Raw genomic sequence first — 26,959 nt, 5'->3', positions numbered from 1 at the left:
CGGCTTTACGGCTTAGCTGCCCACTTCGTGATCAGCCAACTTCTCTAGAGCCCGGACGATGCCGGCATGATCCCAGTCGGCGCCGTTGTTGGCCGCGCACGCTTGGAACAGCTGCTGAGCGTTGGCCGTGCCAGGCAGAGACAGATTAAGGCTGCGGGCACTTTCCAGCGCCAGGTTCAGGTCCTTCTGATGCAGACGGATCCGGAAACCCGGCTCGAAGGTGCGCTTGATCATGCGCTCGCCGTGCACATCCAGTATCTTCGACTGCGCCAGGCCACCGAGCAGCGCTTCGCGTACTTTCGCGACGTCTGCGCCTGCTTTGGAGGCGAACAGCAGACCTTCAGCCGTCGCTTGGATGGTCAGTGCAACGACGATCTGGTTGGCGACCTTGCAGATCTGACCGGCGCCGTGCTCGCCAATGTGGGTAATTGTCTTACCCATCACTTCCAGCACAGGCAGCGCGCGATTGAAGCCTTCCGCAGTGCCACCGACCATGATGGTCAGTGTCGCGTTGACAGCGCCGCCTTCGCCGCCGGATACCGGAGCATCGACGAACTCACCACCAGCCTCGGTGATACGCTTGGCGAATGCCTGTGTGGGGATCGGCGCGATAGAGCTCATGTCGATCACCAAGGTGCCCGGCTTCAGGCCTTCCAGCACGCCGTTTTCGCCCAGCAACACTTCCTCGACGTCGGGCGTGTCCGGCACCATCGTGATGATGATTTCGGCTTGTTCGGCGACTGCCTTGGGGCTGTCGACTTCCTTCATACCCTTAGAAGCCAGCTCCTTGTCCAGCGAATCGTACTTAACGTAGGTCACCAGTTCGTGGCCCGCGTCGATCAAATGTCCGGCCATGGGCCGACCCATAATGCCAAGACCAATGAAACCAATCTTGCTCATAATCCTCTCCTTATCGGTCGTTGTGGGATCACGTTTATTGTGCGGAGTCCAGCCAGCCAAGCCCTTCGAGCGTCTTGCCCGCAGGCTTGTACTCGCAGCCGATCCAACCCTGGTAACCCAGGCGTTCGAGATGGGCGAACAGGAACGGGTAGTTGATTTCACCCGTGCCCGGTTCGTTACGTCCCGGGTTGTCGGCCAGCTGCACATGGCTGATATTTGAAAAGTTCGTCTCGATGGTTCGAGCCAGGTCGCCTTCCATGATTTGCATGTGATAGATGTCGTACTGCAGCTTCAGGTTATCGCTGCCGACTTCCGCCAACACCTCCAGCGCCTGATCGGTACGGTTAAGGAAGAATCCCGGTATGTCACGGGTGTTGATCGCTTCGACGAGCAACAGGATACCGGCGGCCTGCAATTTCTCGGCGGCGAACCGAAGGTTCTCCACGAAGGTTTTGTGGGCCTGCTCCTGGCTGACGTTCTGGGGCTTGATCCCTGCCAGGCAATTCACCTGTTTGCAGTCCAGCGCGGTGGCGTACTCGATCGCTTTATCGACGCCGGCGCGGAACTCCTCGACCCGGTCAGGATGGCAGGCAATACCGCGCTCGCCTGCGCCCCAGTCCCCGGCTGGCAGGTTGTGCAGCACTTGGGTGAGGTTGTGCTCATCCAACCGCTTCTTGATGTCGGCCGCGGGAAAATCGTAGGGAAACAGGTATTCCACGCCGCGAAAGCCCGCAGACGCAGCGGCCTGAAAGCGATCAAGAAAGTCTTCTTCGGTGAACAGCATGCTTAAATTTGCCGCAAACTTAGGCATCTTGGGTCTCCTACTGGTGCGTTTTCAGTGCTCCGGTTGGCCCACCCGCAACATTCGCGCGGGGGGCCGGGCCGAATACATACCTATCTCAGACTGAGCCGTGCTTAGGTCAGGCTGGCGATGGAGGTTGGCGCATCGGTGGCGTTCTCTGCCAAGTCCTCGAACTCGTTGACACCTTCCAGATCGGTACCCATGGCGATGTTCGTCACACGCTCGAGAATGACTTCGACCACGACCGGTACCCGGTGCTTATGCATAAGCTCACGCGCCTGCTCGAACGCGGGGCCAATGTCGTCGGGCTTGGTGACCCGCAGAGCTTTACAACCGAGTCCTTCGACGACCGATACGTGGTCGACGCCGTACTCATTGATTTCCGGACAGTTAATGTTCTCGAAGGCCAGCTGTACGCAGTAGTCCATCTCGAAGCCACGCTGGGCCTGGCGAATCAGCCCCAGGTAGGAGTTGTTCACAAGAACATGAATGTACGGCAGGTTGAACTGTGCCCCGGCAGCCAGCTCCTCGATCATGAACTGGAAGTCGTAGTCCCCGGACAGTGCGACGACCTCGGCATCGGGGTCGGCACGGCAGACACCCAGCGCCGCAGGAATGGTCCAGCCCAGCGGGCCTGCCTGACCACAGTTGATCCAGTGGCGAGGCTTGTAGACGTGCAGGAACTGAGCCCCGGCAATTTGCGACAGGCCGATGGCCGTGACGTAGCGGGTATTCTTGCCGAAGACCTTGTTCATCTCTTCGTACACCCGCTGCGGCTTGACCGGCACGTTGTCGAAGTGAGTCTTACGCAGCAGCGTGCGCTTGCGCTCGTGGCATTCGGCCGCCCAGGCGGTACGGTCCTTCAGCTTGCCCTCGGCCTTCCATTCCTTGGCGACGGTGATGAACAGCTCCAGCGCGGCCTTGGCATCGGAGACAATGCCGTAGTCGGGCCCGAAGATCCGACCGATCTGGGTCGGCTCGATGTCGACGTGAACGAACTTCCGGTCTTTGGTGTAGGCTTCGATGCTACCGGTGTGGCGGTTCGCCCAGCGGTTGCCGATACCCATGACGAAATCGGACGCCAGCATCGTCGCATTGCCGTAGCGGTGGGAGGTCTGCAGACCCACCATACCCGCCATCAGGTGATGGTCGTCGGGGATTGTGCCCCACCCCATCAGCGTTGGAATAACCGGAACGCCAGTGAGCTCCGCGAATTCAACCAGCAGGTCGCTGGCATCGGCGTTGATGACCCCGCCACCAGCCACCAGAAGCGGCTTGTCCGCATCATTCAACATGGCCAGCCCCTTCTCGATTTGCGCGCGCGAGGCGGCAGGCTTATAGGCGGGCAAGGGCTCGTAGGTGTCCGGATCGAACTCGATTTCACTCATCTGTACATCGATGGGCAGATCGATCAGCACCGGTCCGGGACGGGAGCTGCGCATCAACTGGAAGGCCTGCTGGAAAGCGCGGGGCACCTGCGCCGGCTCAAGCACGGTGACGGCCCATTTGGTGACCGGTCCGGCGATGGCCTGGATGTTGACCGCCTGGAAATCTTCCTTGTGCAACTTGCTGCGCGGCGCCTGGCCGGTGATGCACAGAATGGGAATGGAATCGCCGGTGGCCGAGTACAGCCCGGTGATCATATCGGTCCCCGCGGGGCCGGAAGTCCCGATACAAACACCGATATTCCCGGCCTTTGTACGGGTGTAGCCCTCCGCCATATGCGAGGCGCCTTCGACGTGGCGAGCGAGGACGTGATCGACCCCACCCACTTTGCGCATAGCGGCGTAGAACGGGTTAATCGCCGCTCCGGGTACGCCGAAGGTCATATCGATACCTTCTTTCTTCAAAACGTGAACTGCGGCTTCTGCTGCGGTCATGCGAGTCATGAAGTTTCCTCCAAAAGAATTGTTGTTCTGAGCAGGACGATCCTCGTCCCGGTAAGCGAAACGTGTTCATATCGTTGGTGCTGACCTATCAGGTCTTCGGTCAGCGGCATTAGGCGCCAAGAAATGAAGGGGCGTGGGTCAGCCTGATCGCCCTAGGACCACGCGGACCTCCAGCGCGTATTCGTCGCAGTTGTTACCCGCGCCACCGCGGTCAACAACCAGGAATTCTCCCTCTTTATCCAGTACCGACTGCACCGCGTGCCAGGTGCCGGCCCGGTAATTCACGCCCTGTCGTCCATTCGTGACAAAGGCACGGACTTCACTCGGATCGATCGAGTCGCCCGGCGGCGCCACGACAACTACAAAGCGCTCCTCGTGCAGCGGCATGAACGCCTGACTGCCTTGGGGGTGGCGCTCCAGAAAAGCGAGCTCGAGAGGCACCGTCACCGGCTGGCTGACAAAAATACTCACGAGCGTCCTCGCCTCTTCACCGAGGACTTCAACCTTGGCGAGATCGTGATGGCGCTGAGTGCGTCCCGCATTGATGGGGAAGGCTTTATCTTCCCGCTGCTCGATCACGTCGCCGAAATCCGCGAAGGCTTCGGGGGTCAACGATTGGGCCTGAAGTTCCAGCATGGGTACCTCCTCGTCTCAGCTCAGCGCGAACCGAATGGGCTGAGCTTCATGTGACGGTTAACGTCTTTGTAAAGCAGGTAACGGAAGGGGCCTGGACCGCCGGCGTAGCACGCCTGGGGACAGAAAGCCCGCAACCACATGTAGTCGCCCGCTTCGACTTCAACCCAATCCTGGTTGAGGCGGTAGACGGCTTTGCCTTCGAGCACATAGAGGCCGTGCTCCATCACGTGCGTCTCGGCGAACGGAATGACCCCGCCCGGTTGGAAGTTGACGATATTGACGTGCATGTCGTGACGGATGTCCTGCGGATCGGCGAAGCGCGTCGTGGTCCAGCGACCTTCGGTCTCCGGCATTTCCATCGGTGTAACGTCATTGTCATTGGTGACGAAGGGCTGGGGCGCCTCGATACCGTCGACCCACTCGTAGGCCTTGCGTATCCAGTGAAAGCGCACGGTCGTATCGGTTTCGTTACGCAGCTGCCACGTGGTGCCCGGCGGAATGAAGGCATAACCGCCCGTCTCCATCCGGTGCCGCTGACCGGCCATCGTCAGGGTCATCTCGCCCTCGACCACGAACAGCACGCCTTCGGCGTTAGGGTCGGACTCCGGCCGCTCGCTGCCGCCACCGGCGGAGACTTCCATGATGTATTGCGAAAACGTTTCGGCGAAGCCGGACAATGGACGGGAAAGCACCCACAGCCGGGTGTTCTCCCAGTGCGGCAAGGCACTGGTAACGATGTCCCGCATCACGCCTTTGGGGATGACGGCATACGCGTCCGTAAATACGGCGCGATCAGTCAGCAACTGAGTCTGGGGCGGATGGCCGCCCGCCGGGGCGTAGTAGTTGTGCACAGGTCGACTAGACATTACTGCTCCTTAGATGAAAACGGGTGACACTCAGCCCAGTGGCGTGCGATATCCACCCGCCGGGTAACCCAGACACGATCATGAGCCTCGATGTGGTCGAGAAACCGCTGCAGGCCACGGAAGCGACCCGGTCGCCCTACCAGCCGGCAGTGGAGGCCAATGGACAGCATCTTCGGCGCTTCCTCGCCCTCGGCATAAAGCACGTCGAATGCGTCCCGAAGGTAAGTAAAAAAGTCCTCGCCGGTGCCAAAACCATGCGCGGAAGCGAAGCGCATATCGTTCGTGTCCAGCGTGTAGGGCACCACCAAATGATTGTGCCGATGCCCTTCGCTATCGCTCTGGGAAGTCCAGAATGGCAGGTCGTCGCCGTAGTAATCGCTGTCGTAGAGGAAGGAGCCCTCGTCCAGCACCAGGCGCCGGGTATTTTCACTGTCACGGCCGGTGTACCACCCTTGCGGTTTCTCGCCGTAGAGCGCCTGGAAAGTTTCGATGGCTCGGCGCATGTGCGCTCGCTCGATGCTCTCGGGGACGTTTTGGTAGTGAAGCCAGCGCCAGCCGTGACAGGCAATTTCGTGCCCCAGCTCCTTAAAGGCATGAGCGAGCTCAGGGTGGCGCTCAAGCGCCATCGCCACACCAAAGACCGTGAGCGGCATTCCGCGGCGCTGAAATTCCCTCAGCAGCCGCCACACTCCGGCGCGCGAACCATACTCGTAGATCGACTCCATGCTCATATGGCGGTCGGCGTAGGCTTCCGCCCCCGCTATTTCCGACAGAAACTGCTCGGAATGCGCATCGCCATGCAGGACGCAGTTTTCTGCACCTTCTTCGTAATTAAGAACGAACTGCACAGCGATGCGCGCCCGCCCGGGCCAGTTCGCATGCGGCGGCTCGGAACCGTAACCAATCAGGTCGCGAGGATAGTCATCAGGGTGCACGGGATTCATCAAACTGCGTCCTTCCTTCTTTCGTTCTGCCTGGCAGGCTGCACGAGTCTTCGAGCATTTTGCATACCGTTACTATGAATTATTGTATACATTTAAAACTGAAAATCCATAGCAATAACTTAGTTATTTGGATTTTTTACAAAGCGGACAAAGAACAATTTCTTATATATTTGTCCACAACTAGAAGTGACAGACCACAGGAAGGGTGTGCGCAAGAGAAGCGCTATTGCCGAGTGAGAACAGGAGGAAAACAAAAAGGAGGCCAGCCTTGGCGATACGGGGTACAGGCGGCCCACGCCAACTACAGACTGACCCCAAAATCTGGGTTGGGTCGCTTGCCAACCCAAATCGCACCTGAGAAGCAACCCAGCGCCGGCCTCGACGTCGATAGTCAGACGCAGGCCAGACGCTGGCAAAACATGACTATTTCCAGTTTTCGATAACGTCGCGCTCTTCTTCCGTCATCTTGGTCATATTGCCCAGTGGCATGTAGCCGCTAGCCACAACCTCCTTGATCTTGGCGGCCTGACCTTCAATCTGACTTACGGTATCGAGCGAGAAACCCGCTGGAGGCGCAGAAAAGCCCGGATGACTGGGCGACTCGGAGTGGCAGGCCACACAGCGCTGATCAATAATCGTGCTTACGTTTTCCGGCAGACCAGCACCCGCAGCCTCCGGCGCTGCGCCGGCGTCTGCACTCGCTGCAGCCCCTGACTCGTCATTCGCGGCTGGCTCAGAGCTTGCCGCGGAGGTGTCGGACTCCGACGCTGCCGACGACTCGGACCCTGAACTCGCCGACGACGCAGGCTCCGAGCTTGTGGAATTCGCGGAGGCTTCATTGTCCTGCGACTTACTCTCCGGCGCCGCAATCGTAAACACCAGCAGGATCAGCAAGGCACCCGCAACGAGGTAAACGGGATTGGTTTTGCCCGCATGCATCAGCACGAAGAACTGGCGAATGAGCGCCCCTGCAAAAATAAACAGCGCCATGAGCAGCCATGCCAGGTCATGGGTGTACGCGAAGGCGTAGTGATTGCTGATCATCAGAAGCACGACCGGTAGCGTAAAGTACGTGTTGTGAACCGAACGCTGCTTACCGCGCTTACCATCGAGGGGATTGGGCTCCTCGCCCGCCTTCATGGCATTAACCATTCGACGCTGGCCGGGAATAATCCAGAAGAACACATTGGCGGACATCGCTGTCGCCATAACGGCACCCGTTAGCAGGAAAGCTGCGCGGCCAGCGAACAGCTGGGTACTGAGATACGCCACCACAATCATGAAGATGCCAACGGCAACGCTTAGCAGACCATCCCGCTCCATATTGGGACTGATGCGCTTACACAGCTCGTTATAGACCACCCAGCCAAACAGAAGGAAAAGCAGCGCTACGCAATTAGCCTGCCAGCCCGTCAGCTGGGCTGCCCACGCCCAGTCACTGTTGGCGTTGATCAGATAGAAGCTCGGATTGACCATATAGAGAAGGACAAACAACGCAAAACCTGAAAGCCAAGCCGTGTACGACTTCCAGAACGACCAGTGCAGGTCTTTGGGCAAGGTTTCCGGACTCGTGGCGTACTTCTGGTTGTGGTAGAAGCCACCGCCATGCACCGCCCACATTTCCCCGAAAACCCCTTTCTTCTTGCAGCTTTCTTCCTTGGGTGGCTTGAGACCGTTATCCAGCATCACGAAGTAGATTGACTCGCCGATCCATGCGATTGCAGCAATGACGTGCAGCCACCGCAGCATGAAGTTCCCGAAGTCTAGAATATAAGCTTCCATGAGGCTCTTCTCTTATTGTGTTGTTGCTCGGATTATTATGACGTTAGAAACACCGGCGACTCAGCTACCGCGGTATGTGGAATAGCTATAAGGAGACAAGAGTAGCGGTACGTGATAGTGCTGGGTGGTGTCGGCGACGCCAAAGCGCAGCGGAATGGTATCTAGAAAGCGCGGCCCAGCCCCTTCGTCCTGAGCGCCAAGATAGTCCCCGGCATGAAAAATCAGTTCATACTGACCTTCCCCGAGCGCTTCACCCTCAAGAATCGGCGCGTCGCAACGCCCATCGGCGTTGGTCGTCACCTCTTTCAAAAAAGTGCGTGACTCTGCCTCCAGCCGGTAGACTTCGATGCGAATCCCCTCCCCGGGCTGGCCAAGCGAAGTATCCAGTACGTGTGTGGTTAGGCGCCCCATAAAGCTCTCCTGTAACGTGATGGTGAACGGACCACAAGAACGCGGCAAGCGAAAAGGTCTCTCTCATTCGGTAAAAGTATACAATTGAATATATATCTTGTACACACTTTGGTGAGCGATGAATTGTCAAAATACCTGGACAAACACCGCACTGCCTCACAGGTACCGAGTAATAACAGCATCGACATACGCACGAGGGCAAGGGCACTGTGCACCAGACAATGGAACCGATGTCGATGCTTCAGGCGAGAAGGCTGGAACTCTGCGGATCTATTATGGACTTGCGGGGGCGTTTAACCCGATGGCCTAGTGTGCCGGAAGGGCGGACGACCGGCACGATCTCCGGTTCGGCCGTCCGCGCGCCCAAGCAGGGCGGCACTGCCCGTGCCGCCGATGGGAACCTCAGAAGTGGAATTTGACCAATGCGCTGACGGCATTCTCGGTGTCGATATTAGGGCTACCGTATTTATTGCGCCAGTACGAGTACTCTATACCGGCCAGAAGCACGCCGGACTCGCCCATGAAATGGCCGAGATCGAGCTTGAACTGGGGATTGATATGCAGATCAGCACTTTGACCACCACTTACGCCCGCCGCGTAGTCCACATAACCATCGAAGACGAACCGTGCGCTACCCACATTGAATGGCGCACCCCAGGTGACGGTCAACTGCCAGTCATCTTCGGCGTCAAAAATCGTGTTATTGCTCACATAGTAGGCGTTCGTATTAAAGTATTGCATGCCAGGCACGTCCCAGCTCAACCCCAGCCCATAAAGGTAGTTGTTGGCATCGACACCGCCCCCAAACTCGTATTGGGTGGCGACGAACACATCGGACACCGGCCCGAAACTGAGCGGCTGACCGGTTAACCAGCTCAGACTCAAGCGTGGCGCAAACTCGCCATAGGTGTCATCGGCACTATCCGAACCGCCCTGAACTTGATAACGGTCGACGAACAAGAACGTATCGCCCCAGTTGTGGCCGGTCGCGTTCTCGAAGGTAAAGACCGTCGCGGATTCTTGCTCGGAGCCAAAGATCTCGTAGTCGTCACTGTAGAGAAGCGACACACTGGAGTCGCCGAAAAACTTCTCGGCATAGGCGCCGGGGGTGAACGCAGTGCAGGCACAGGCTGCAATGACAGATTTCTGTAAAAGATTCATTCTAGTTACCTCTCTTTTTGTTGTAGTCAGCTTTGACTTGGGGCATGTGCGTACCGGCGCATCGAACTGCCGTGAGGCAGGGCCAACGAATACAACGTTAGCCATCACCGCATACAACGCATGCCCGACTTCGAACGTTATTGAGCGCGCGGGAATTCAGGACCGCCGCTCACAGGAAGGCAAACTTGGCGATAAACACCACACACAACAGGTAGAGGCTGACGGAGACTTTGTCACGCTGCCCGGTGAGCAACTTCAGCGTGGCGTATGTAAGGAAACCGAGAGCAATACCGTTGGCGATCGAGAAGGTCAGCGGCATCATGACGACGGTGATGATGGCCGGAATGGTGTCCGTGACGTCTTTCCAGTTGATATGAGCCATACCGCTCATCATCAGCATCGCCACATAGATCAGCGCGCCTGCGGTGGCGTAGGCGGGGATCATGCCTGCCAAAGGCGCAAAGAAGGTCGCCAGCAGGAAGAGCACGCCGACCGTGACTGCCGTCAACCCCGTGCGGCCGCCAGCAGCCACACCGGCGGCACTCTCGACGTAGCTGGTCACTGGCGGACAACCGATCATAGCGCCGGCCACACTGGAGGTGCTGTCAGCCTTTAGAGAGCGGGAGAGGTTTTCTATTTTGCCGTTCTCGTCGACAAGATTGGCGCGATGAGCCACGCCCATCAGCGTGCCCGCAGTATCGAACATATTCACAAACAGGAACGCGAGGACGACGCTGATCATACCGACGTTAAGCGCGCCGGCGACATCCATAGCCATGAAGGTGGGCGCAAGGCTCGGCGGTGCCGACATCAGGCCGTTGTACTCGACAAGCCCCATACCCCAGCCAATGGCCGTAACGACGAACATGCTCACCAGAATAGCGCCGAAGACATTACGGTGACTGAGCACCGCAATCATCAGGAAGCAGATAGCGGCGAGGAACGCGGGAGGCTCGCCGAACGACCCCATCGTCACCAAAGTAGCCGGACTGGCGACGACGATGCCTGCCGTCTTCAGGCCAATAAGCCCGAGAAACATACCCACCCCGGCGCCCATGGCAAACCGCAGACTCATGGGTATGCTATTGAGCAGCCACTCGCGGATGCGCGACAGACTCATAATCATGAACAGGATGCCCGACAGGAATACCGCACCCAGTGCAACTTCCCAGTTGTAACCCATCTCACCAACGACGGTGTACGTGAAGAAGGCATTGAGCCCCATACCCGGCGCCAGCCCCACGGGCCAGTTGGCATAGAGCCCCATGAGCAGACAACCGAGTGCCGCCCCAAGGCAGGTTGCAACAAACGCAGCCCCGTAGTCGAGACCGGCTTGCGACATAATGCTGGGGTTCACGAAGATCACGTAGGCCATCGTTATAAATGTGGTCAGGCCTGCCAGAAGCTCAATCTTTACGGTACTGCCGTGATGCTTGAGCTTGAAGATGCGTTCGAGCAAATCCACTTTTGAAGACTCTTTGGGCGAGCCCTTTTCTTGGCTGTACGAGCCTTTCTCTTGGTCGATATTTTCCACAAAGGTATTCCTCATCTTATTGTTTTCAATCACCCAGAGCCGAGCTCTTGAGGCAGGTGACGACGGTCTCGATCATCTGAATTTCTTGACCTATCGGTCAGGATAGAACACCTTGATTATGGTTTTGTATACAATAAATGCAACCCAATTTTTGAAAAAAGTTGAGTAGACGACACAAAAACCCGACAGACCGACTTCGAAGCTTAATTGAACCCGACACGGCTCCTTAACGAGCAAGGCATCCCGTCTTTTTCAGAGTGGGAGTGGACCGACCTTCGGAGACGGGCCTTGTCACGCTCGCCGCCCGCTCCGACGATGAAAACAAACAAAACCGGGGCTCAGGATGTTGGTCACTTCGGCTAGCACGATAAGCAGCCGAACATAGCTGGCGCGCCGTCACGGAAGCAGCATTTTCGGCCAGCAGAAGGAGAACGAGGTAACAGCAAAGAACACAGCGCGCGCCTTATGCCGAATTAAGCTTGACAAACCGTATTATTGTATACGATTTTTATAGTCAAAGATGTATACAACAAAAAGAGCCGTAAAAATGCCTGTGACAAACCTCATGGCGACCACTTTTCCCGTGACCGCTGCCGCTAGTAACTGCTGCCCCTTCGACTGGCTATCTCGTAGGCGCCCTTTCAAGGCCCCCAATCGCGACCCAACCGGAAAGGAGCGCTCCGGCAGCCTGATGGCTACCGGTATAGCGCACGGTACGCTTACCTTTGCACCATTCAGCGTTTACTCGCCGACGGCAAGCCGTTGAGCAAGTCATCCGATACGTAGTAGGAGTTCCCCTTGAAGTACATACTCGCTTTTTCCCTGGCTTTGGCTTTCTCAACCCATACGGCTGCGCAGACCTATGTCGTCGGCGTGGAGGACACGAATTTCATGCCCCATTACGGGTTCGACAAGTGGCGACGGTATAGCGGCTTTGCCCGAGACCTACTCGATCTATTCGCCGAGCAGACCGATGTAAAGCTGGTGTACAAAGCGCTGCCCACGGAGGAGCTGGGAGCGGCTCTGGTGGAAGGGAAGATCGATTTCAAGTATCCGGATAACCCCGATTGGGCCCGCTCGGATGGCTCGGCCGACGCGTTGAGCTATAGCGACCCCATCGTCGAATACGTCGACGGCGTATTGGTAACGCCAAGGCGCGCCGGTCTGGCTGTAGAACACCTCAAACGCTTGGCGCTGGTCGAAGGCTGGACGCCCCTGGGCTATCAAGAACAGATTGAGTCTTCGCAGATACTGGCCATACGCAGCGATAGCCTGCAGGAAATGGTTCGTCAAACATTGCTAAAAAACAGCGACGGTGCCTATTACAACGTCGTGGTGGCTTTGCACTACATCAACAATATACGCGCGAGGCCAGACGTCCTTGTATTCGACCCCAACCTTCCACACACACGAAGCGCCTTCCGGCTCTCAACAATGAAACAGACCGAGCTGCTGCAGCGTTTCGACGACTTCCTGAAAGAGCAACAAGCAGACATCGAGGCACTGAAAGCCAAGCATCAGGTCGAAGCGCATATTGACTCTCAATATCTCGGCATGGAGCAGTGGAAAATCGACTTCCTGAAGCGGCAAGAAACAAAGGATGCGGAAGAAAAATAGCGGTTCAGACTCACAATGCGATTTCGCCGCCCCGCCCGGGGCGGCCATTCCCGGACAACTATCAAGCGACACTGAGACCCTCAAGACACCGAGGCTCTCAAGAGGGCGCTGTAAAAACACCAACCAGCCGGTTTGCACAAATGCACCTCTCTCCCGCGGAGGGAAAGCGGCCTAAAACCGCAAGCTTTTGCAATACCCTCTCAAGGCGAAGAATGCTGAAACGGTTGCGACCTTGCACCCCCTGTTCCACACAAAAAAAAGCCGGCAGCCTGGCGGCTGCCGGAAAACGAGGCCCATCGCCTCAAGAAAAAGGGTGATTACCTTTGATGGACAGACGCGCCCGCGCTAAAGGTCTCCTTCACCGCGCGGTCATCGCCCAGGATCATCAGAGCAAAAAGCTTCTCTTCCAAGCTTTGGGCGCGCTTTAAACGGTCGCCGACGAGGGGGGTGGCGTTGTAATCGAGCACCACGAAGTCAGCCTCTTTCCCCGGCTTCAAGTTACCGATTTTGTAGTCGAGGTAGAGGGATTTCGCCCCACCCAACGTTGCCAGGTACAGCCCCTTGAAAGGGTCCAGCTTCTGCCCCTGCAATTGCAATATCTTGTAGGCCTCGTTGAGGCTTTGCAGCTGGGAAAAACTGGTGCCCGCCCCGATATCCGTACCCAGACCAACACGTACGCCGTGCTCCTCCAAACGCGCCAGGTCGAGCAAGCCGCTACCGAGGAAAAGGTTCGATGTCGGACAAAACGCGACGGCGGATCCGGTATCGCCCAGGCGCTGGCACTCGTCGTCCCGTAAGTGGACACAATGCGCGAACACCGATCGCTCGCCGATCAGGCCATGGTGATCATACACATCCAGGTAGCCGCCTCTTTCCGGAAACAGTTCTTTGACCCACTCGATTTCCTGCCGATTCTCGGAAAGATGAGTGTGCATGTACAAGCCAGGGAACTCTTTCAACAGTTTGCCGGCGAGCTCTAGTTGCTCGGCACTGCTTGTCGGCGCGAAGCGCGGTGTTACGGCGTAGGAGAGCCGTCCTTTGCCGTGCCAGCGCTCGATGAGCTCTTTGCTGTCCGCGTAGCCCGATTCCGCTGTATCCAACAGATAGTCCGGCGCGTTTCGATCCATTAATACTTTCCCTCCGATCACTCGAAGGTTCAGTTTGGAGGCCTGTTCGAAAAAGGCATCCATGGATTGCTTGTGAACCGTGCCGAACACCAGCGCGGTCGTGGTTCCGTTTCGTAGCATCTCGCGGAGAAATAAATCAGCCTGCTCGCTCGCATGCTGGGAATCGGCGAACTCCCCTTCGCAAGGAAAGGTGTATGTCTCCAGCCAATCCAGCAACTGCGAACCATAGGAACCTATGATGCCGACTTGCGGATAGTGAATGTGGGTATCGACAAAACCCGGGGTTATCAACGCATCGGCGTAATGGACAACCTCAACTTCAGGCGAGAGCGACGACAAAAGGCTTTCTGCGCTTCCCAAGTCGATAACAGTACCGTTCTCGACTACCAGCAGGCCGTCCTCAAAATATTCATAAGACGCTTCAGCCCCCACTTCGCTCGGGTCTGCGACACTGTGAAGGATAGAGGCACGGTAGGCTTTGCATTGAGACATAGTCACTCTCATCAGTTTTGTTAGCGGCGACTTGAGGGTTGATTGCCAAAGAATTTAAACAGGCGCGGCTTTCTGGTCAACAATAAACTGACCATAAAGTCAGGAAATATGATTGACTGAGAGCGTGGCCGGCTTGAACTCGACGCCCCGGCCCATAGGCTAAACAATCTCTTGGTACGCCTGCACTAACCCTTAGTTTAGGCTCAAACGCTGTTTTTTCCACTTTGATCTTCCGCCATCTCTCCCTGCAGCACGGCCCTCGGCGTGAACCATATTGCGCACTCATAAAAACTAGACTAAACAGTCAGGAAATTGTAAAAATAAAAACAGCTCAGATGATACTGGGTCCCGGTGAGGCGAAACCGCCTGGACACTGAGGAAATCAACAACGGCTTTCGCCGCTTACTCTCGGACTCTCTGCCAAGTAAGAGAAACCAGAGAGAACGCGGCGCAAGTGCAGAGAACGGGGAATATCTGTGATCGAATTCTACTTGAACGGCCAACAACAAAAACTGAGTCAAGTCGACCCGAATCTAAGCATCCTGGACTGGCTACGCACTAAAGCGCGCCTGACCGGGACTAAGGAGGGCTGCGCTTCCGGTGACTGCGGGGCTTGCACCGTGGCCATCGGCACACCTGACCAGTCGCAATCCGGACAGCTTCGCTACGACAGCGTCAATAGCTGTATAGCACTCGTCGGGAGCCTACACGGCAAGCACTTGGTTACCGTGGAGGCGCTGACTCAGGAACCGGCCCATCCGGTTCAGAAGGAGATGGTGGAGTGTCATGGAGCCCAGTGCGGCTTCTGCACGCCGGGCATCATCATGTCGCTGTTCACGCTACATACCGAGGGCGCTGCCAGCGGCTCTGCCCCCAACGACCAAGCGATACTGGAAGCACTGTCCGGCAACCTCTGTCGCTGCACCGGCTACCGCCCTATCGTCGAAGCCGGACGCCGAGCCTGCGTGCAAACCTGGGAGCCCAGTTCGAGTAACGCCGTGCTGAATCGAGGAAGTGCACTCAGCGGTCCCGTTGCGGCCGACTCGAGTGATTCCGCGCCCGGTCTTACGGGACCAGCCTGGCTTCAAGACCCGGAAATGATCGCCCAGTTGCTCAAATTACAGGGCACCTCTGGCACGCTCTCGGACGAGCAAGGCTACCGCTACGACGCACCCGCGACGCTCGAAGCCCTGCGCAAGTTACGCAACCAGTTCCCCGATGCCAGGTTAATTGCGGGTGGCACCGATCTGTCGCTCGAAATCACTCAGCAGCTGAAGGACCTGACGCACCTAATTGGTCTGAGCGGCATCGAAGAACTCCAGGACATCCGCGAATGTGACGACGGAATCTACTTGGGTGCGGGCGCCACCTACCGCGCGGTGTTCCACAACCTTGAAGAGCGCTGGCCTCATTTCGGGCCAATGCTTGAGCGCCTGGGGTCACGACAGATTCGGAACCGTGGAACCGTTGGCGGAAATATCGGCAACGCGTCGCCAATCGGCGACATGCCCCCAACCTTGATTGCGCTCGGAGCAGAACTGGAACTGGACAGCGTGGATGGCATCCGTCGCCTGCCCTTACAGGATTTCTTCCTGGGCTATAAGCAGACCGCCCTCAAACCGAACGAATTCATTCGCGGCGTCTGGATACCCGCATCGAAGCCCGATGAGACGCTACTGATCTACAAGGTGTCCAAGCGCATCGATGACGACATTTCCGCGGTACTGGGCGCGTTCTGGCTGAAACGGGACGGGGAAACTATCACAGATTGCCGGCTGGCGTTTGGCGGAATGGCGGCGACGCCAAAACGGGCCACCAGCGCTGAGGCCGAACTGAAAGGCCAGCCCTGGAACGCGTCTACAGTCGCCTCCGCCATGTCAGCCCTGGAAAGCGATTTCAACCCGATGACCGACGTGCGGGGCTCCGCCGCCTATCGACTACAAGTGGCCGGTAACCTACTGCGCCGCGCGCTTTTGGAAAGCACCCAGGACTCCACTCGTTCACAGCAGCCGCTCATGGTGACCGACTATGCGTAAGCTACCTTCCAACACTTCAGCAACCTCCACCACCGCAAACGGTGTCACCGGCACCGAAGCGTTTCACGATAGCGCCTGGAAACATGTTCGAGGCCAGGCGCGCTACATCGACGACCTGCCCGAGCCCGAAGGCATTTTGCACGCAGCAGTGGGTCAGAGCGCCCAAGCCCATGCCCGCATTACCGCTATGGATCTCAGCGAAGTTCGGGCTTACCCGGGCGTCGTCGCCGTCATGACCGTCGACGATGTGCCGGGTCACACGGATATCGGGCCGGTCTTCCCCGGCGACCCGGTGTTGGCCGGCGATCTGGTGGAGCATGTGGGCCAGCCCCTGTTCGCCGTCGCCGCAACGAGCCATCGTGCCGCCAGGCAAGCCGCCCGGCTCGCGAAAGTCAGCTATGAGCCGCTGCCCGCGGTGCTGACCGCGCAAGCCGCGCTGGAGCAGCAATTGTTTGTCCGTCCCGGACACACCCAGTTGAGCGGCGACCCGGATAAAGCACTCGCCGACGCTCCACACCGCCTGCAAGCCGACATGCACGTCGGCGGTCAGGAACATTTCTACCTCGAAGGTCAGGCCTGCCTGGTAGAACCCACCGAAGACGAAGGTGTATTCGTCCACACCTCGAGCCAGCATCCCTCCGAAGTGCAAAAACTGGTTGCCGAGGTGCTCGACCTGCCGATCCATGAAGTTCAGGTGGAAGTCAGACGCATGGGTGGAGGCTTCGGCGGCAAGGAAACGCAAGCCGCGCCCCTGGCCTGCATTGCGGCGCTGCTCGCCCGGCACACCGGGCGCCCGGTCAAGTATCGGATGGCACGCTTCGACGACATGGTACAAACCGGGAAACGCCACGACTTTTACAATACCTACGATATCGGTTTCGATGAGCAAGGCGTGCTTCGAGGCGCGGATATCATGGTTGCCGGCCGCTGCGGTTTCTCGCCGGATCTCTCCGACGCCATCGTCGACCGCGCCATGTTCCACTCGGACAACGCCTATTACCTCGACCAGGCGCGTGTGGCCGGCCATCGCTGCAAGACGCACACCGTTTCCAATACCGCCTTCCGCGGCTTCGGCGGCCCTCAGGGGATGATGATCATCGAACGGGCGATGGACGATATCGCCCGTCATCTTGGTCTGGACCCGCTGGATGTACGCAAGCGCAACCTCTATGGCCCGGGCCGGGACGTCACCCATTACGGCCAAAAGGTCGAGCAGCACGTGCTACCGGAGCTGATTGAAACGCTCGAAGCCAGCTCGGATTACCGCCAACGCCGTGCTGAAATAACCGAGTTCAACAAGCAAAACACTGCCCTGAAACGAGGTCTGGCGCTGACCCCAGTAAAATTCGGCATTTCATTCACCGCCAAGCACCTCAATCAGGCCGGCGCTCTGGTGCACGTCTATACCGACGGCAGCATTCATCTCAACCACGGCGGCACGGAAATGGGGCAAGGCCTGTATATCAAGGTCGCCCAAGTCGTCGCGGCAGCCTTCCAGGTCGATCTGGATCGGATAAAAGTGTCCGCAACACGGACAGACAAGGTGCCCAATACCTCGCCGACTGCCGCCTCGTCAGGCACCGACCTGAACGGCATGGCCGCCCTGGATGCCTGCGAAAAGATCAAGCAGCGTTTGGTGGATTTTGCGGTCGAAACCTACGGCGTAGAGGCCGACGCGGTGGCCTTCGCCAACAACGAAGTCCATGTGGGCGAGCGGCAATTCGGCTGGGCGGAATTCGTGCAGCAGGCTTACCTGGCGCGCGTTTCCCTGTCTTCGAACGGATTTTACAGCACTCCGAAAATCCATTACGACCGGGGCACAGGGCAGGGCCGGCCTTTCCTGTACTTTGCTAACGGAGCAGCGTGTGCCGAGGTCGTGGTCGACACTCTCACCGGCGAATACAAAGTGCTGCGCGCGGATATCCTTCACGATGTGGGCCAATCGCTTAACCCGGCCGTCGATATCGGTCAGATCGAAGGTGGTTTCGTCCAGGGCATGGGCTGGCTGACCACCGAGGAACTGGTCTACAGCGACGACGGCCGACTGTTGTCCAACGGCCCGGCAACCTACAAGATTCCGGCCGTTTCCGATGCCCCACCGGACTTTCGCGTGGCGCTACTACCCCACAGCCCTAACCGCGAGGCCACTGTGTTTCGTTCCAAGGCCGTAGGGGAGCCGCCGCTCATGCTGGGGATGGCGGTCTGGTCCGCCCTGCGCGATGCCGTCGCCAGCGTGGGAGATTACCGCTACAGCCCGCCCCTGGACACCCCCGCCACCCCGGAGCGGGTGCTCGGCGCGGTCGCTGCGACCGAGCGCTGGATGGCGGAGCAATCGAAGTCTGACCGGCGAGAAACGGCTCAGGAACCCTCGCACGCATAACCGTTTCCTGAACGCCCTGCCCCGCCGGTGCTCACTCGAGCGCCGGCGGGGCAGCACCCTGTATTGGCGATACCGCCATTCTTCCCAAAGGCCACACGTCTTCCATTCCCCAGTATCCCTCTCTTTGAATCCCCGATATTTAACGCTTATGTTCAACAAAGCCCAACTCACCGCCTGAAAACGGGCAGGCCGCCAGCAGGCGTAGGGGCACGAGCGCAACCATAAAACCAGCCTTTTATCGCGGCAACCTGACCGCCACCACCAGCAGAAAATAGATCGCCAGCAAAAACAACGAAATACCCTCGCCAGAAACAGACGGACTTGACAGCCGATACAATTTAGTACGACATTGACCATTACACTGTATACAAAAAGAGAATCATAGAAATGTCAGAGACGGGACACCGATTGTGGATTCGCAACCCGCTTGCCTGCGCCGATCCGAATGCCGCCGGTGGGATTGTGGTCGATGGGACGAAAATCGTGGAAAAGGTGGCAGCGGGTCAACAACCCAGCCAGGACGTTCATGAAACCTTCGATGCATCAGAGCATGTGCTGCTGCCCGGCCTGGTCAATACACACCATCACTTTTACCAAACCCTGACGCGAGCCTACTCCCCAGCGCTCAACAAGGAACTGTTTCCGTGGTTGACCACCCTCTATGACGTATGGGCCAACCTCGACGAAAGCCAGATGGCCTTGGCCAGCGAGCTGGCGATGGTCGAGTTGCTCATGTCAGGATGCACGACCGTCGCCGATCACCATTACGTGTTTTCCGGGGCGCTGAAAAACGCCGTTGACTGCCAGGTCGAAACCGCCCAACGTCTGGGGGTCCGGGCCGCGCTGACGCGGGGTTCCATGAGCGTAGGCCGCGACGATGGCGGCCTACCGCCGCAGACCGTGGTGCAGGACGAGCAAACCATCATCGACGACAGCCAGCGCCTCATTGACCGTTACCACCAACGGGCTGACGGGGCCATGACCACGATAGCCCTGGCGCCTTGCTCGCCGTTTTCGGTAAGCCGCGATCTCATGCGCGAGAGCGCGCGCTTGGCCGAGGTCAACGACGTTCGCCTGCACACCCACCTTGCCGAAACTGAAGACGAGACCGCCTATTGCCAGAAACTCTTTGGCATGCGCCCCTTGGACTATCTTGAAGATTGCGGTTGGCTGAGCGATCGCACCTGGCTGGCCCATGGCATTCATTTCGAGCAGGACGAAGTTCAGCGCCTTGGACGCGCAGGAACGGGTATCGCGCACTGCCCGTCTTCGAATATGGTTCTGGGTTCCGGGTTATGCCGTACCCTGGAGCTCGAAGCCGCGGGCGCGCCGGTGGGTTTGGCCGTCGACGGTTCGGCCTCGTGCGACCACTCGAACCTTGCTTCGGAAATGCGTCAGGCATTGCTGTTGGGTCGACTGCGATATTCCCCGAGCGAGGTCACTCACGAAGCCGTCATCCGCTGGGCGACGCGAGGCTCCGCCCGATGTCTGGGACGCACAGACATCGGCGGTCTGGAGCCCGGCCAGCAGGCGGATGTGGCGATGTTCAAACTTGACGAGCCGCGTTTTTCCGGCGCAGAAAATCCCTTAGCTGCCTTATTGCTGTGCGGCGCCCACCGTGCGGACCGCGTCATGGTCGCCGGGCGCTGGCGAGTCGCCGACGGCCAACCCTGCGGCGTCGACCTCAACTCGCTGATGGCACGCCACGACGAGGCCGCCCGCAAGCTCAGGAGGGCCGTATAGGACCACTCGCAGTCCCCGCTAGGATCCGTACAAAAACAATATCCAGGAGACCCCGATGACCTCAACCACGTCCGAAAAAGTAGAGAGCACACCGGCCGATAACCGCGGCGGCTCCCACGACGTCAACGCCATGCCGCCTTTGCGGCGCGCAATACCTTTGGGTATTCAACATGTATTGGCGATGTTTGTCGGTAACGTAACCGTACCGATCATTATCGCGGGGGCGGCGGACCTGCCTCCCGATCAAACCGCGTTCATGGTTCAGGCGGCGATGTTTGTCGCCGGCGTTGCAACCCTGCTCCAGTCGTTGGGTTTAGGCCCGATCGGCGCCCGCCTCCCCATCGTCATGGGAACGAGTTTCGGGTTTGTACCTGTCCTGATCCCGATAGCCGTCGGTCTGGGTTTGCCTGCTGCTTTGGGAGCCGCGCTATGTGGCGGTATTGCAATGGCGGTGGTGGGTCTGTTCCTGCCCTGGTTCCGCTTCCTGTTCCCGCCTGTGGTGACGGGCACCTTCGTGGTGATGCTCGGTATATTGCTGATGCCGGTCGGACTTGCCTATGCCGGCGGCGGCTTCGGCGCCGCGGATTTCGGGTCCATCCATCATCTTGGGCTTGCTGCGCTGGTACTGATCGTGACGATAGGCCTTCACCAGTTCTGTCGCGGTATCTGGAGCGAAGTGGCGCCCCTGGTCGGCTTGCTGGCAGGCTTCTGCGCGGCCATTTTCCTGGGCTATGTCGATTTCTCGAAAGTAACCGGTGCAGACTGGGTGTCCCTACCCTCACCGTTTGGTATTGGCATTGAGTTCCATCTTGCGGCCATTGTTCCCGTCGTCCTGTTGTCATTGGTTACCGTGGCCGAATCCATTGGCGATATCGTAGGCACCACTGCGGGCGGACTGAACCGCGAGCCCACCAAGAAAGAGCTCTCCGGCGGCGTCATGGCCGATGGCATCGCAAGCGTTTTTGCCGCCATCTTTAACGCCTTTCCGCAAATCAGTTTCAGTCAGAACGTCGGCATGGTGGCGCTCACTGGCGTTGTCAGCCGGTACGTCGTCGCCATCGGCGGCGTATTCCTGATGTTGGCTGGCCTCCTGCCAAAGCTCGGAAGCGTGATTTCCAGCATTCCGAATGCCGTGCTCGGCGGCGCCGTACTGATCATGTTCGGCATGATCGCCAGTGCGGGTATCAAAATGCTCAGTAGCGTCCCGTTCGACAAGCGCAACATGCTGATCATCGGCACATCGCTCACAATTGCCGTGGGTCTGCCGGCACAGGAAGGGCTTTATGCCGGCCTATCGGAAAATGTCATAGCCATGATCGAGTCCGGCTTAATCCCTGGAGCGCTTACAGCAATCGTATTGAACCTGATTCTCCCTAAAAGCCGCATTTCACTGCCCGACGGCACTGAAACTAACGGATAGGTCGAGACTCGCTATTTAACGATTAACTCCGACATTCAATAACAAACAGTGACGAACCAAGGACCCTATTATGAAAACAAAACCGGTGCTGGCGTTGACCGACGTCAGCGCGATTCTTGACGGCGCTCAAAAAGAAGCCGAAGCCAATGGCTGGGCGGTCACGATAGCGGTGGCCGACGACGGCGGTCATTTATTGGGCTTGCGGCGGCTGGACGACGTAGCACCCTTCACGGTGAATGTGGCCATAGAAAAAGCCCGTAGCGCCGCCATCGGACGCAAGGAAACGGCGGTCTTCGAGGACATGATCAATAACGGCCGGAATGCCTTTCTCTCCGCGCCGCTTGAGGGCCTGCTCACCGGCGGTGTGCCTGTGATCCAGAACGGCCAGGTGGCCGGCAGCATCGGCGTCTCGGGCGTCAAGCCCGACCAGGACGCCCAAGTCGCCAAGGCCGGCATCAAAGCCATCGCCGCTTGCCTGGAGCAGCCGCAGAACGCCAGCTTTCTCGCTGGACATCCAGAGGCATAACCAGGCACGGGACTAAGGAAATAGGCGCGCTGTCTCGGCCAATCGGGCGACACTTCGCGCCCTCCCAGCGCCCGTTGCCGACGAAACATCTGGAAACTACTGAAAGAACCGCCTCGGGGAGCCGTTACGGTGCCAACCAACGCACCTGTAACAACCTACGAAGATATCCGCAGTACCGGGGCGGGGGTAAACCCAAGGAAACGACATGCAAAAAGCTGTTGCAGATAAGCCGCTTAAAATCGCTGGACGGACGTTCAGTTCCCGACTGCTTGTGGGGACGGGCAAGTACCGTGACTTCGATGAGACCGCCCTTGCAGTCTCTGAAAGCGGCGCTGAAATTGTGACCTTTGCGGTACGCCGCACCAACCTCGGTCAAGACGAGGGTCCCAACCTCCTGGACGTGATCTCGCCCGAACGTTATACGCTGCTGCCCAACACCGCCGGCTGTTACACGGCCAAGGATGCCGTCCGCACCTGCAAACTGGCTCGGGAGCTGCTCGACGGTCATAACCTCGTCAAGCTTGAGGTGCTCGGGGACGACAACACGCTGTACCCCAACGTTGTGGAAACCTTAAAGGCGGCCGAGGAGCTGATTCAAGACGGCTTCGACGTGATGGTCTACACCAATGACGACCCCATCGTTGCTAAAGAGCTGGAACGGATAGGTTGCTGTGCCGTGATGCCCCTGGGTTCGTTAATCGGCTCCGGTTTAGGGCTATCCAACCCTCATGCGCTGACGATCATACTCGACGGCCTGGAGGTGCCCGTCATCGTCGATGCGGGCATTGGCACCGCCTCCGATGCGGCGCTCGCGATGGAACTAGGGTGTGCCGGCGTATTAATGAATTCCGCCATTGCCCACGCCAAGCAACCCATTCTGATGGCGGGCGCCATGCGCATGGCGATAGAAGCCGGGCGCCGCGCGTACCTGGCTGAACGCATGCCACGTCGAGTGCGCGCGAATCCCTCGTCACCGACGGCGGGTTTAATCGGCTGAGAGTTTAGCGACCTTAGGGCGATGGATCATAGCCTCGCCCTTTTTACGGGCCCCGTCGCGAGTTTACAGGCCCCACCTCGAGTTGGAAGCTTCCTGCAGACTCAGCCTCGATCATGCGGATTCCACCCCCAACCGCCGCACAATCCAGTACAGCAAGATCCCACAAACGCCGACAGTCACCCCGCCCACCATAAACGCCACACCGAACCCAGCCATGGCAAATACCGCCCCGAACAGCAGCGGCGCAATGAGTTTCACCGCCCTGTTCCCCATCAGCCGCATGCCCAGTGCGCCGGAGCGCTGTTCGCTGTCAACGCTTTCGGCCAGTAGAACCATGGACAACGGCTGCGATAGCCCCGCACCGATGCCGACCAGCACGGACAGCAGACCCAAGGCTACGACCGCGTGAACGCTACCGGTGAAGCCAAGGCCGACGGTCATGGCCACGACGGAGAACAACACCGTGGTTTCGCGACCGCCGAGTATGGAAATAATACGCCCGGTGAAAGGGCGAACCAGCATGGAAGCGATTGCGCGCAAACTGACGAGAAAGCCGATGGTGGAGGCTCCGAGCCCCAAACCATCGAGATAGACCGGTAGGTAACTGCCATGGACCGTAAGGGCGAACATCGCTGCCATAGTGACGGCGATGGAAACCTGTACGCCGCGGTTGGTTTTCAGCAGTCTCCCCTGGGCGAGAAAACCGCTGACGGATCGATCTGTGGCTCGGCCTTCGCGGGCATCGCCGATCAACCCTAGCGCGAGGAAAGCGCCCACCAGCGACAACAGAGCCATGGCGTAAAACGCCGGCTCTGCGGTGCCATACAAATCGATCAAACCACCGGCCAGCAGCGGACCGATCACCTGACCGCCGGACAGCCAAGTGGTGTACCAGCCGAAATAGTTCTCCAGCGTCTTGCCGGTGCCCAGACTGGAAACGACGGTTTGCGCCGCCAGCACCATTTGCATCTGGGCCAGACCGATCAACAGCTGAGCTATAAAAAGACCTGGAATGGAGGGGAGCGCCAGGATCAGGCCAATCCCCACCACCGTCACCACCGCTCCCGAAATGATAGAGAAACGCCCACCCCGGTGAGACACGAAGCCACCCATGGGAATGGCAAAAAACAGCGGCAGGATGGCCGGCGCACTAAAGATGGCCCCGAGTTCCAGCGGCGAGGCATGCAGATCCAGCGCGTGGACCGGAATCGCCACGAGCAACATGGATTGCGCCAGGAAAGCTGCCGTCATTGCAATACAAATGATGCGGAAGTTAAGCCTGTTATCGCTTTTCTGACGATTTTTTGGAGCGTCAATCAAGGTTTTACAAGGGCCTTATCCAGTTGCGCAGCCGTTCCAAGGAGGGGGCGGTTGGTTAATCCGGCATAGCGCAATGGTCTAGCGTCATTAGGCTTCCATCACTCAGGCAAACTCACCTTCACTCAACACCCACTCCCTGAAATGGTTGACCGTTTCGTTGTCTTTCCGAAGATCGGGCAATACAAAATGGTAGCCACCTTTACTGCGGAAGCTGTGCGAAACCGGCACGATCAATTGGCCCGACTGCAGTTCCCGCTCGATCAGAAACGCTGGAATCAGGGCGATGCCCATGCCGTGGGCGGCAGCCTCCGCCAACATCGTGAACAGCTCGAAGCGTGGGCCGGACATATCCCGCTCGACGCGCATATCCAGCGACCGAAACCATTCCCGCCAGGCATAGGGTCGTGTGGTCTGCTGCAGCAACGGATAGTTCACAATGTCGTCGTAAGCCAGCGATGTAGCTGGAGCAATCAGCTCCGGACTGCACACCGGCACCGGCCGCTCGTACATCAACAAAGTGGTCTCGGTGCCCGACCAATCGCCATTGCCGAAGTAAATAGCAGCGTCGAACGGTGTATCCGAGAACAGGAACGGCCGCGTCTTGTTGGTCATGTTCACCGTAATATTCGGGTGCAGCGCCCTGAACTTGCGCAGGCGAGGAATTAGCCAGCGGGTGCCGAACGTGGGCACTACGGCAAGCTCAAGTGCGTTTTCCGTGCCATGATTACCCATGACCGATAGCGTGTCGCGCTCAATCTCGTTGAGACGCTGCGCCACCAGGCGATGGTAGCTCTCGCCGGCTTGCGTCAGCCGCACACCTTGGCGGCCGCGCCGAAACAGCTTGACACCAAGAAACTCTTCAAGGGAGGCGATCTGACGACAGATGGCGCTCTGAGTCAACGACAGTTCCTGGGCCGCTTCGGTAAAACTAACGTGCCGGGCCGCCGCTTCGAAGCCCATCAGGACCGTTGTACTGGGTACTTTACGACGCATGCAATCTCTCTGCTCCTGGCTGCCGCACGAATTATGAAGTGATATTTTAGCACAATGGAATGAAATATTATCGTTTGAGTAAAGATCAGTTGTTTCTTTATTATCCAATTATACCGTAACAAAGCCCTTTTCAGAGCAGCAGACTAAAAAGTCAACAAATTCTCAAGTGAGGTTAACGAACAATGAGCCGCTCCGACGCCGAATTCAACTGGTTAAGCCCTCTACTGCTGGACGACCAGCTTGAGGAAGAAGAACGCATGGTGCGGGATACCGCCCATAGCTACGCCCAGGACAAGCTGGCCACCCGCGTTCTGGATGCCTTCCGCAACGAAAACACCGATCCGAAGATCTTTCGTGAGATGGGCGAACTGGGCCTGCTGGGCGCCACCATCCCCGAGCAGTACGGCGGCGCGGGCCTCAACTACGTGTCCTACGGCCTGATCGCCCGCGAAGTCGAGCGGGTGGATTCCGGCTACCGCTCCATGATGAGCGTGCAGTCTTCCCTGGTGATGGTGCCGATCAACGAATTCGGCTCCGAAGCGCAGAAGCAGAAGTATCTGCCTAAGCTGGCCAGCGGCGAGTGGATTGGCTGTTTCGGCCTGACCGAGCCGAATCACGGCTCCGACCCCGGCAGCATGGAAACCCGCGCCAAGAAAGTCGACGGTGGCTACAAGCTGAGCGGCAGCAAGATCTGGATCACCAACAGCCCAATCGCCGACGTGTTCGTAGTCTGGGGCAAGACCGAGGATGGCAAGATCCGCGGCTTCATCCTCGACAAGGGCATGAAGGGATTGAGCGCCCCGGCCATCCACGGCAAGGTGAGCCTGCGCGCCTCCATCACCGGCGAGATCGCGATGGATGAAGTCTTCGTGCCGGAAGAGAACATGTTCCCGGACGTCACCGGCCTGCGTGGCCCCTTCACCTGCCTGAATTCCGCCCGTTACGGCATTGCCTGGGGCGCCCTGGGTGCCGCTGAATTCTGCTGGACGGCGGCGCGCCAATACGTGCTCGACCGCAAGCAATTCGGCCGCCCACTGGCCGCTAACCAGCTGATCCAGAAGAAGCTGGCGGACATGCAGACGGAAATCACCCTGGGCCTGCAGGGCTGTCTGAGGCTGGGTCGATTAAAGGATGAAGAGAAGGCCGCCGTGGAGATCACGTCGCTGATGAAGCGCAATTCCTGCGGCAAGGCGCTGGATATCGCACGGACGGCCCGCGACATGCTCGGCGGCAACGGCGTATCCGACGAGTACGGCGTCATCCGCCATATGGTGAATCTGGAAGCGGTCAACACCTACGAGGGGACCCACGACGTGCACGCCCTGATCCTGGGCCGTGCTCAGACGGGCATCCAGGCGTTTACCTGCTAAACCCGACCGGGGC

General features: G+C 58.4%; 21 protein-coding genes. 8 read left to right on the top strand and 13 right to left on the bottom strand.

The annotated features are described in order from the left end of the window. Window positions 1-12: 12 nt before the first annotated feature. The 10 genes from FXO11_RS02520 to FXO11_RS02475 form a co-directional block, all read right to left on the bottom strand. Complete coding sequence (locus FXO11_RS02520) at window positions 13-900, bottom strand: 2-hydroxy-3-oxopropionate reductase (RefSeq protein ID WP_148861428.1); 888 nt, start codon at window positions 898-900, stop codon at window positions 13-15. Between the two features lie 34 nt (window positions 901-934). Then, complete coding sequence (gene hyi, locus FXO11_RS02515) at window positions 935-1,711, bottom strand: hydroxypyruvate isomerase (protein ID WP_148861427.1); 777 nt, start codon at window positions 1,709-1,711, stop codon at window positions 935-937. 104 nt (window positions 1,712-1,815) lie between these two features. Further along, window positions 1,816-3,591 (bottom strand): glyoxylate carboligase, encoded by a 1,776-nt coding sequence (gene gcl, locus FXO11_RS02510; RefSeq protein WP_148861426.1) that lies wholly within the window; start codon window positions 3,589-3,591, stop codon window positions 1,816-1,818. Window positions 3,592-3,729: 138 nt separating this feature from the next. Then, window positions 3,730-4,227 carry an ureidoglycolate lyase gene (locus tag FXO11_RS02505; RefSeq protein ID WP_148861425.1) on the bottom strand — a complete coding sequence of 166 codons (498 nt, stop codon included), beginning with the start codon at window positions 4,225-4,227 and terminating at the stop codon, window positions 3,730-3,732. 20 nt (window positions 4,228-4,247) lie between these two features. Further along, window positions 4,248-5,093: a bifunctional allantoicase/(S)-ureidoglycine aminohydrolase gene (locus FXO11_RS02500; protein WP_148861424.1), complete on the bottom strand. Its 846-nt coding sequence runs from the start codon at window positions 5,091-5,093 to the stop codon at window positions 4,248-4,250. Then, entirely contained in the window at window positions 5,093-6,037 is a 945-nt protein-coding gene (gene puuE / locus FXO11_RS02495) for an allantoinase PuuE (protein ID WP_148861423.1), read from the bottom strand. The genes FXO11_RS02500 and puuE overlap by 1 nt, the downstream gene beginning before the upstream one ends. A gap of 423 nt (window positions 6,038-6,460) precedes the next feature. Continuing rightward, window positions 6,461-7,819, bottom strand: coding sequence for a urate hydroxylase PuuD (locus FXO11_RS02490; RefSeq protein ID WP_148861422.1), 1,359 nt, complete (start codon window positions 7,817-7,819; stop codon window positions 6,461-6,463). Between the two features lie 60 nt (window positions 7,820-7,879). Beyond that, window positions 7,880-8,230 carry a hydroxyisourate hydrolase gene (gene uraH, locus FXO11_RS02485; protein ID WP_148861421.1) on the bottom strand — a complete coding sequence of 117 codons (351 nt, stop codon included), beginning with the start codon at window positions 8,228-8,230 and terminating at the stop codon, window positions 7,880-7,882. 402 nt (window positions 8,231-8,632) lie between these two features. Then, window positions 8,633-9,391, bottom strand: a complete 759-nt coding sequence (locus FXO11_RS02480; protein WP_148861420.1) for an outer membrane protein OmpK — start codon at window positions 9,389-9,391, stop codon at window positions 8,633-8,635. Between the two features lie 169 nt (window positions 9,392-9,560). Further along, entirely contained in the window at window positions 9,561-10,925 is a 1,365-nt protein-coding gene (locus FXO11_RS02475; RefSeq protein WP_227546018.1) for an NCS2 family permease, read from the bottom strand. Window positions 10,926-11,723: 798 nt separating this feature from the next. On the opposite strand from FXO11_RS02475, the gene FXO11_RS02470 reads away from it, so the two are divergent. Further along, the gene (locus FXO11_RS02470) at window positions 11,724-12,542 is read left to right on the top strand and encodes a transporter substrate-binding domain-containing protein (RefSeq protein ID WP_148861419.1); all 819 of its coding nucleotides are present in this window, start codon (window positions 11,724-11,726) and stop codon (window positions 12,540-12,542) included. 317 nt (window positions 12,543-12,859) lie between these two features. Here FXO11_RS02470 and guaD read toward each other — a convergent pair whose 3' ends face one another. Continuing rightward, window positions 12,860-14,161 carry a guanine deaminase gene (guaD, locus tag FXO11_RS02465; protein ID WP_148861418.1) on the bottom strand — a complete coding sequence of 434 codons (1,302 nt, stop codon included), beginning with the start codon at window positions 14,159-14,161 and terminating at the stop codon, window positions 12,860-12,862. A gap of 476 nt (window positions 14,162-14,637) precedes the next feature. Here guaD and xdhA point away from each other — a divergent pair, with 476 nt between their 5' ends. The 6 genes from xdhA (at window position 14,638) to FXO11_RS02435 (ending at window position 23,263) form a co-directional block, all read left to right on the top strand. Further along, window positions 14,638-16,197, top strand: a complete 1,560-nt coding sequence (xdhA, locus tag FXO11_RS02460) for a xanthine dehydrogenase small subunit (RefSeq protein WP_148861417.1) — start codon at window positions 14,638-14,640, stop codon at window positions 16,195-16,197. Further along, a complete protein-coding gene (gene xdhB / locus FXO11_RS02455) occupies window positions 16,190-18,577 on the top strand; it encodes a xanthine dehydrogenase molybdopterin binding subunit (RefSeq protein WP_148861416.1) in 2,388 nt (795 codons plus the stop codon). The genes xdhA and xdhB overlap by 8 nt, the downstream gene beginning before the upstream one ends. A gap of 387 nt (window positions 18,578-18,964) precedes the next feature. After that, window positions 18,965-20,320, top strand: a complete 1,356-nt coding sequence (locus FXO11_RS02450; RefSeq protein WP_148861415.1) for an 8-oxoguanine deaminase — start codon at window positions 18,965-18,967, stop codon at window positions 20,318-20,320. A 55-nt stretch (window positions 20,321-20,375) separates the two neighbouring features. Continuing rightward, on the top strand, window positions 20,376-21,740 hold the full coding sequence (locus FXO11_RS02445) for a uracil-xanthine permease family protein (protein ID WP_148861414.1): 1,365 nt from the start codon (window positions 20,376-20,378) through the stop codon (window positions 21,738-21,740). A 70-nt stretch (window positions 21,741-21,810) separates the two neighbouring features. Next, window positions 21,811-22,266, top strand: a complete 456-nt coding sequence (locus FXO11_RS02440) for a heme-binding protein (RefSeq protein WP_148861413.1) — start codon at window positions 21,811-21,813, stop codon at window positions 22,264-22,266. Window positions 22,267-22,471: 205 nt separating this feature from the next. After that, a complete protein-coding gene (locus FXO11_RS02435; protein ID WP_148861412.1) occupies window positions 22,472-23,263 on the top strand; it encodes a thiazole synthase in 792 nt (263 codons plus the stop codon). 111 nt (window positions 23,264-23,374) lie between these two features. Here the strand turns inward: FXO11_RS02435 and FXO11_RS02430 are convergent, their stop codons facing one another. Together FXO11_RS02430 and FXO11_RS02425 are read right to left on the bottom strand one after the other, a co-directional pair. Next, window positions 23,375-24,514 (bottom strand): MFS transporter, encoded by a 1,140-nt coding sequence (locus FXO11_RS02430; protein WP_148861411.1) that lies wholly within the window; start codon window positions 24,512-24,514, stop codon window positions 23,375-23,377. A 171-nt stretch (window positions 24,515-24,685) separates the two neighbouring features. Beyond that, window positions 24,686-25,576: a LysR family transcriptional regulator gene (locus FXO11_RS02425; protein ID WP_148861410.1), complete on the bottom strand. Its 891-nt coding sequence runs from the start codon at window positions 25,574-25,576 to the stop codon at window positions 24,686-24,688. Between the two features lie 182 nt (window positions 25,577-25,758). Between FXO11_RS02425 and FXO11_RS02420 the strand changes: the two genes are divergently transcribed. Continuing rightward, entirely contained in the window at window positions 25,759-26,946 is a 1,188-nt protein-coding gene (locus FXO11_RS02420) for an acyl-CoA dehydrogenase (protein WP_148861409.1), read from the top strand. Window positions 26,947-26,959 lie beyond the last annotated feature (13 nt).

Source organism: Marinobacter fonticola (assembly GCF_008122265.1).
Lineage (GTDB): Bacteria > Pseudomonadota > Gammaproteobacteria > Pseudomonadales > Oleiphilaceae > Marinobacter_A > Marinobacter_A fonticola.
Note: the sequence above shows the minus strand (reverse complement) of the source record. Positions and strands in the feature narration are given on the sequence as shown.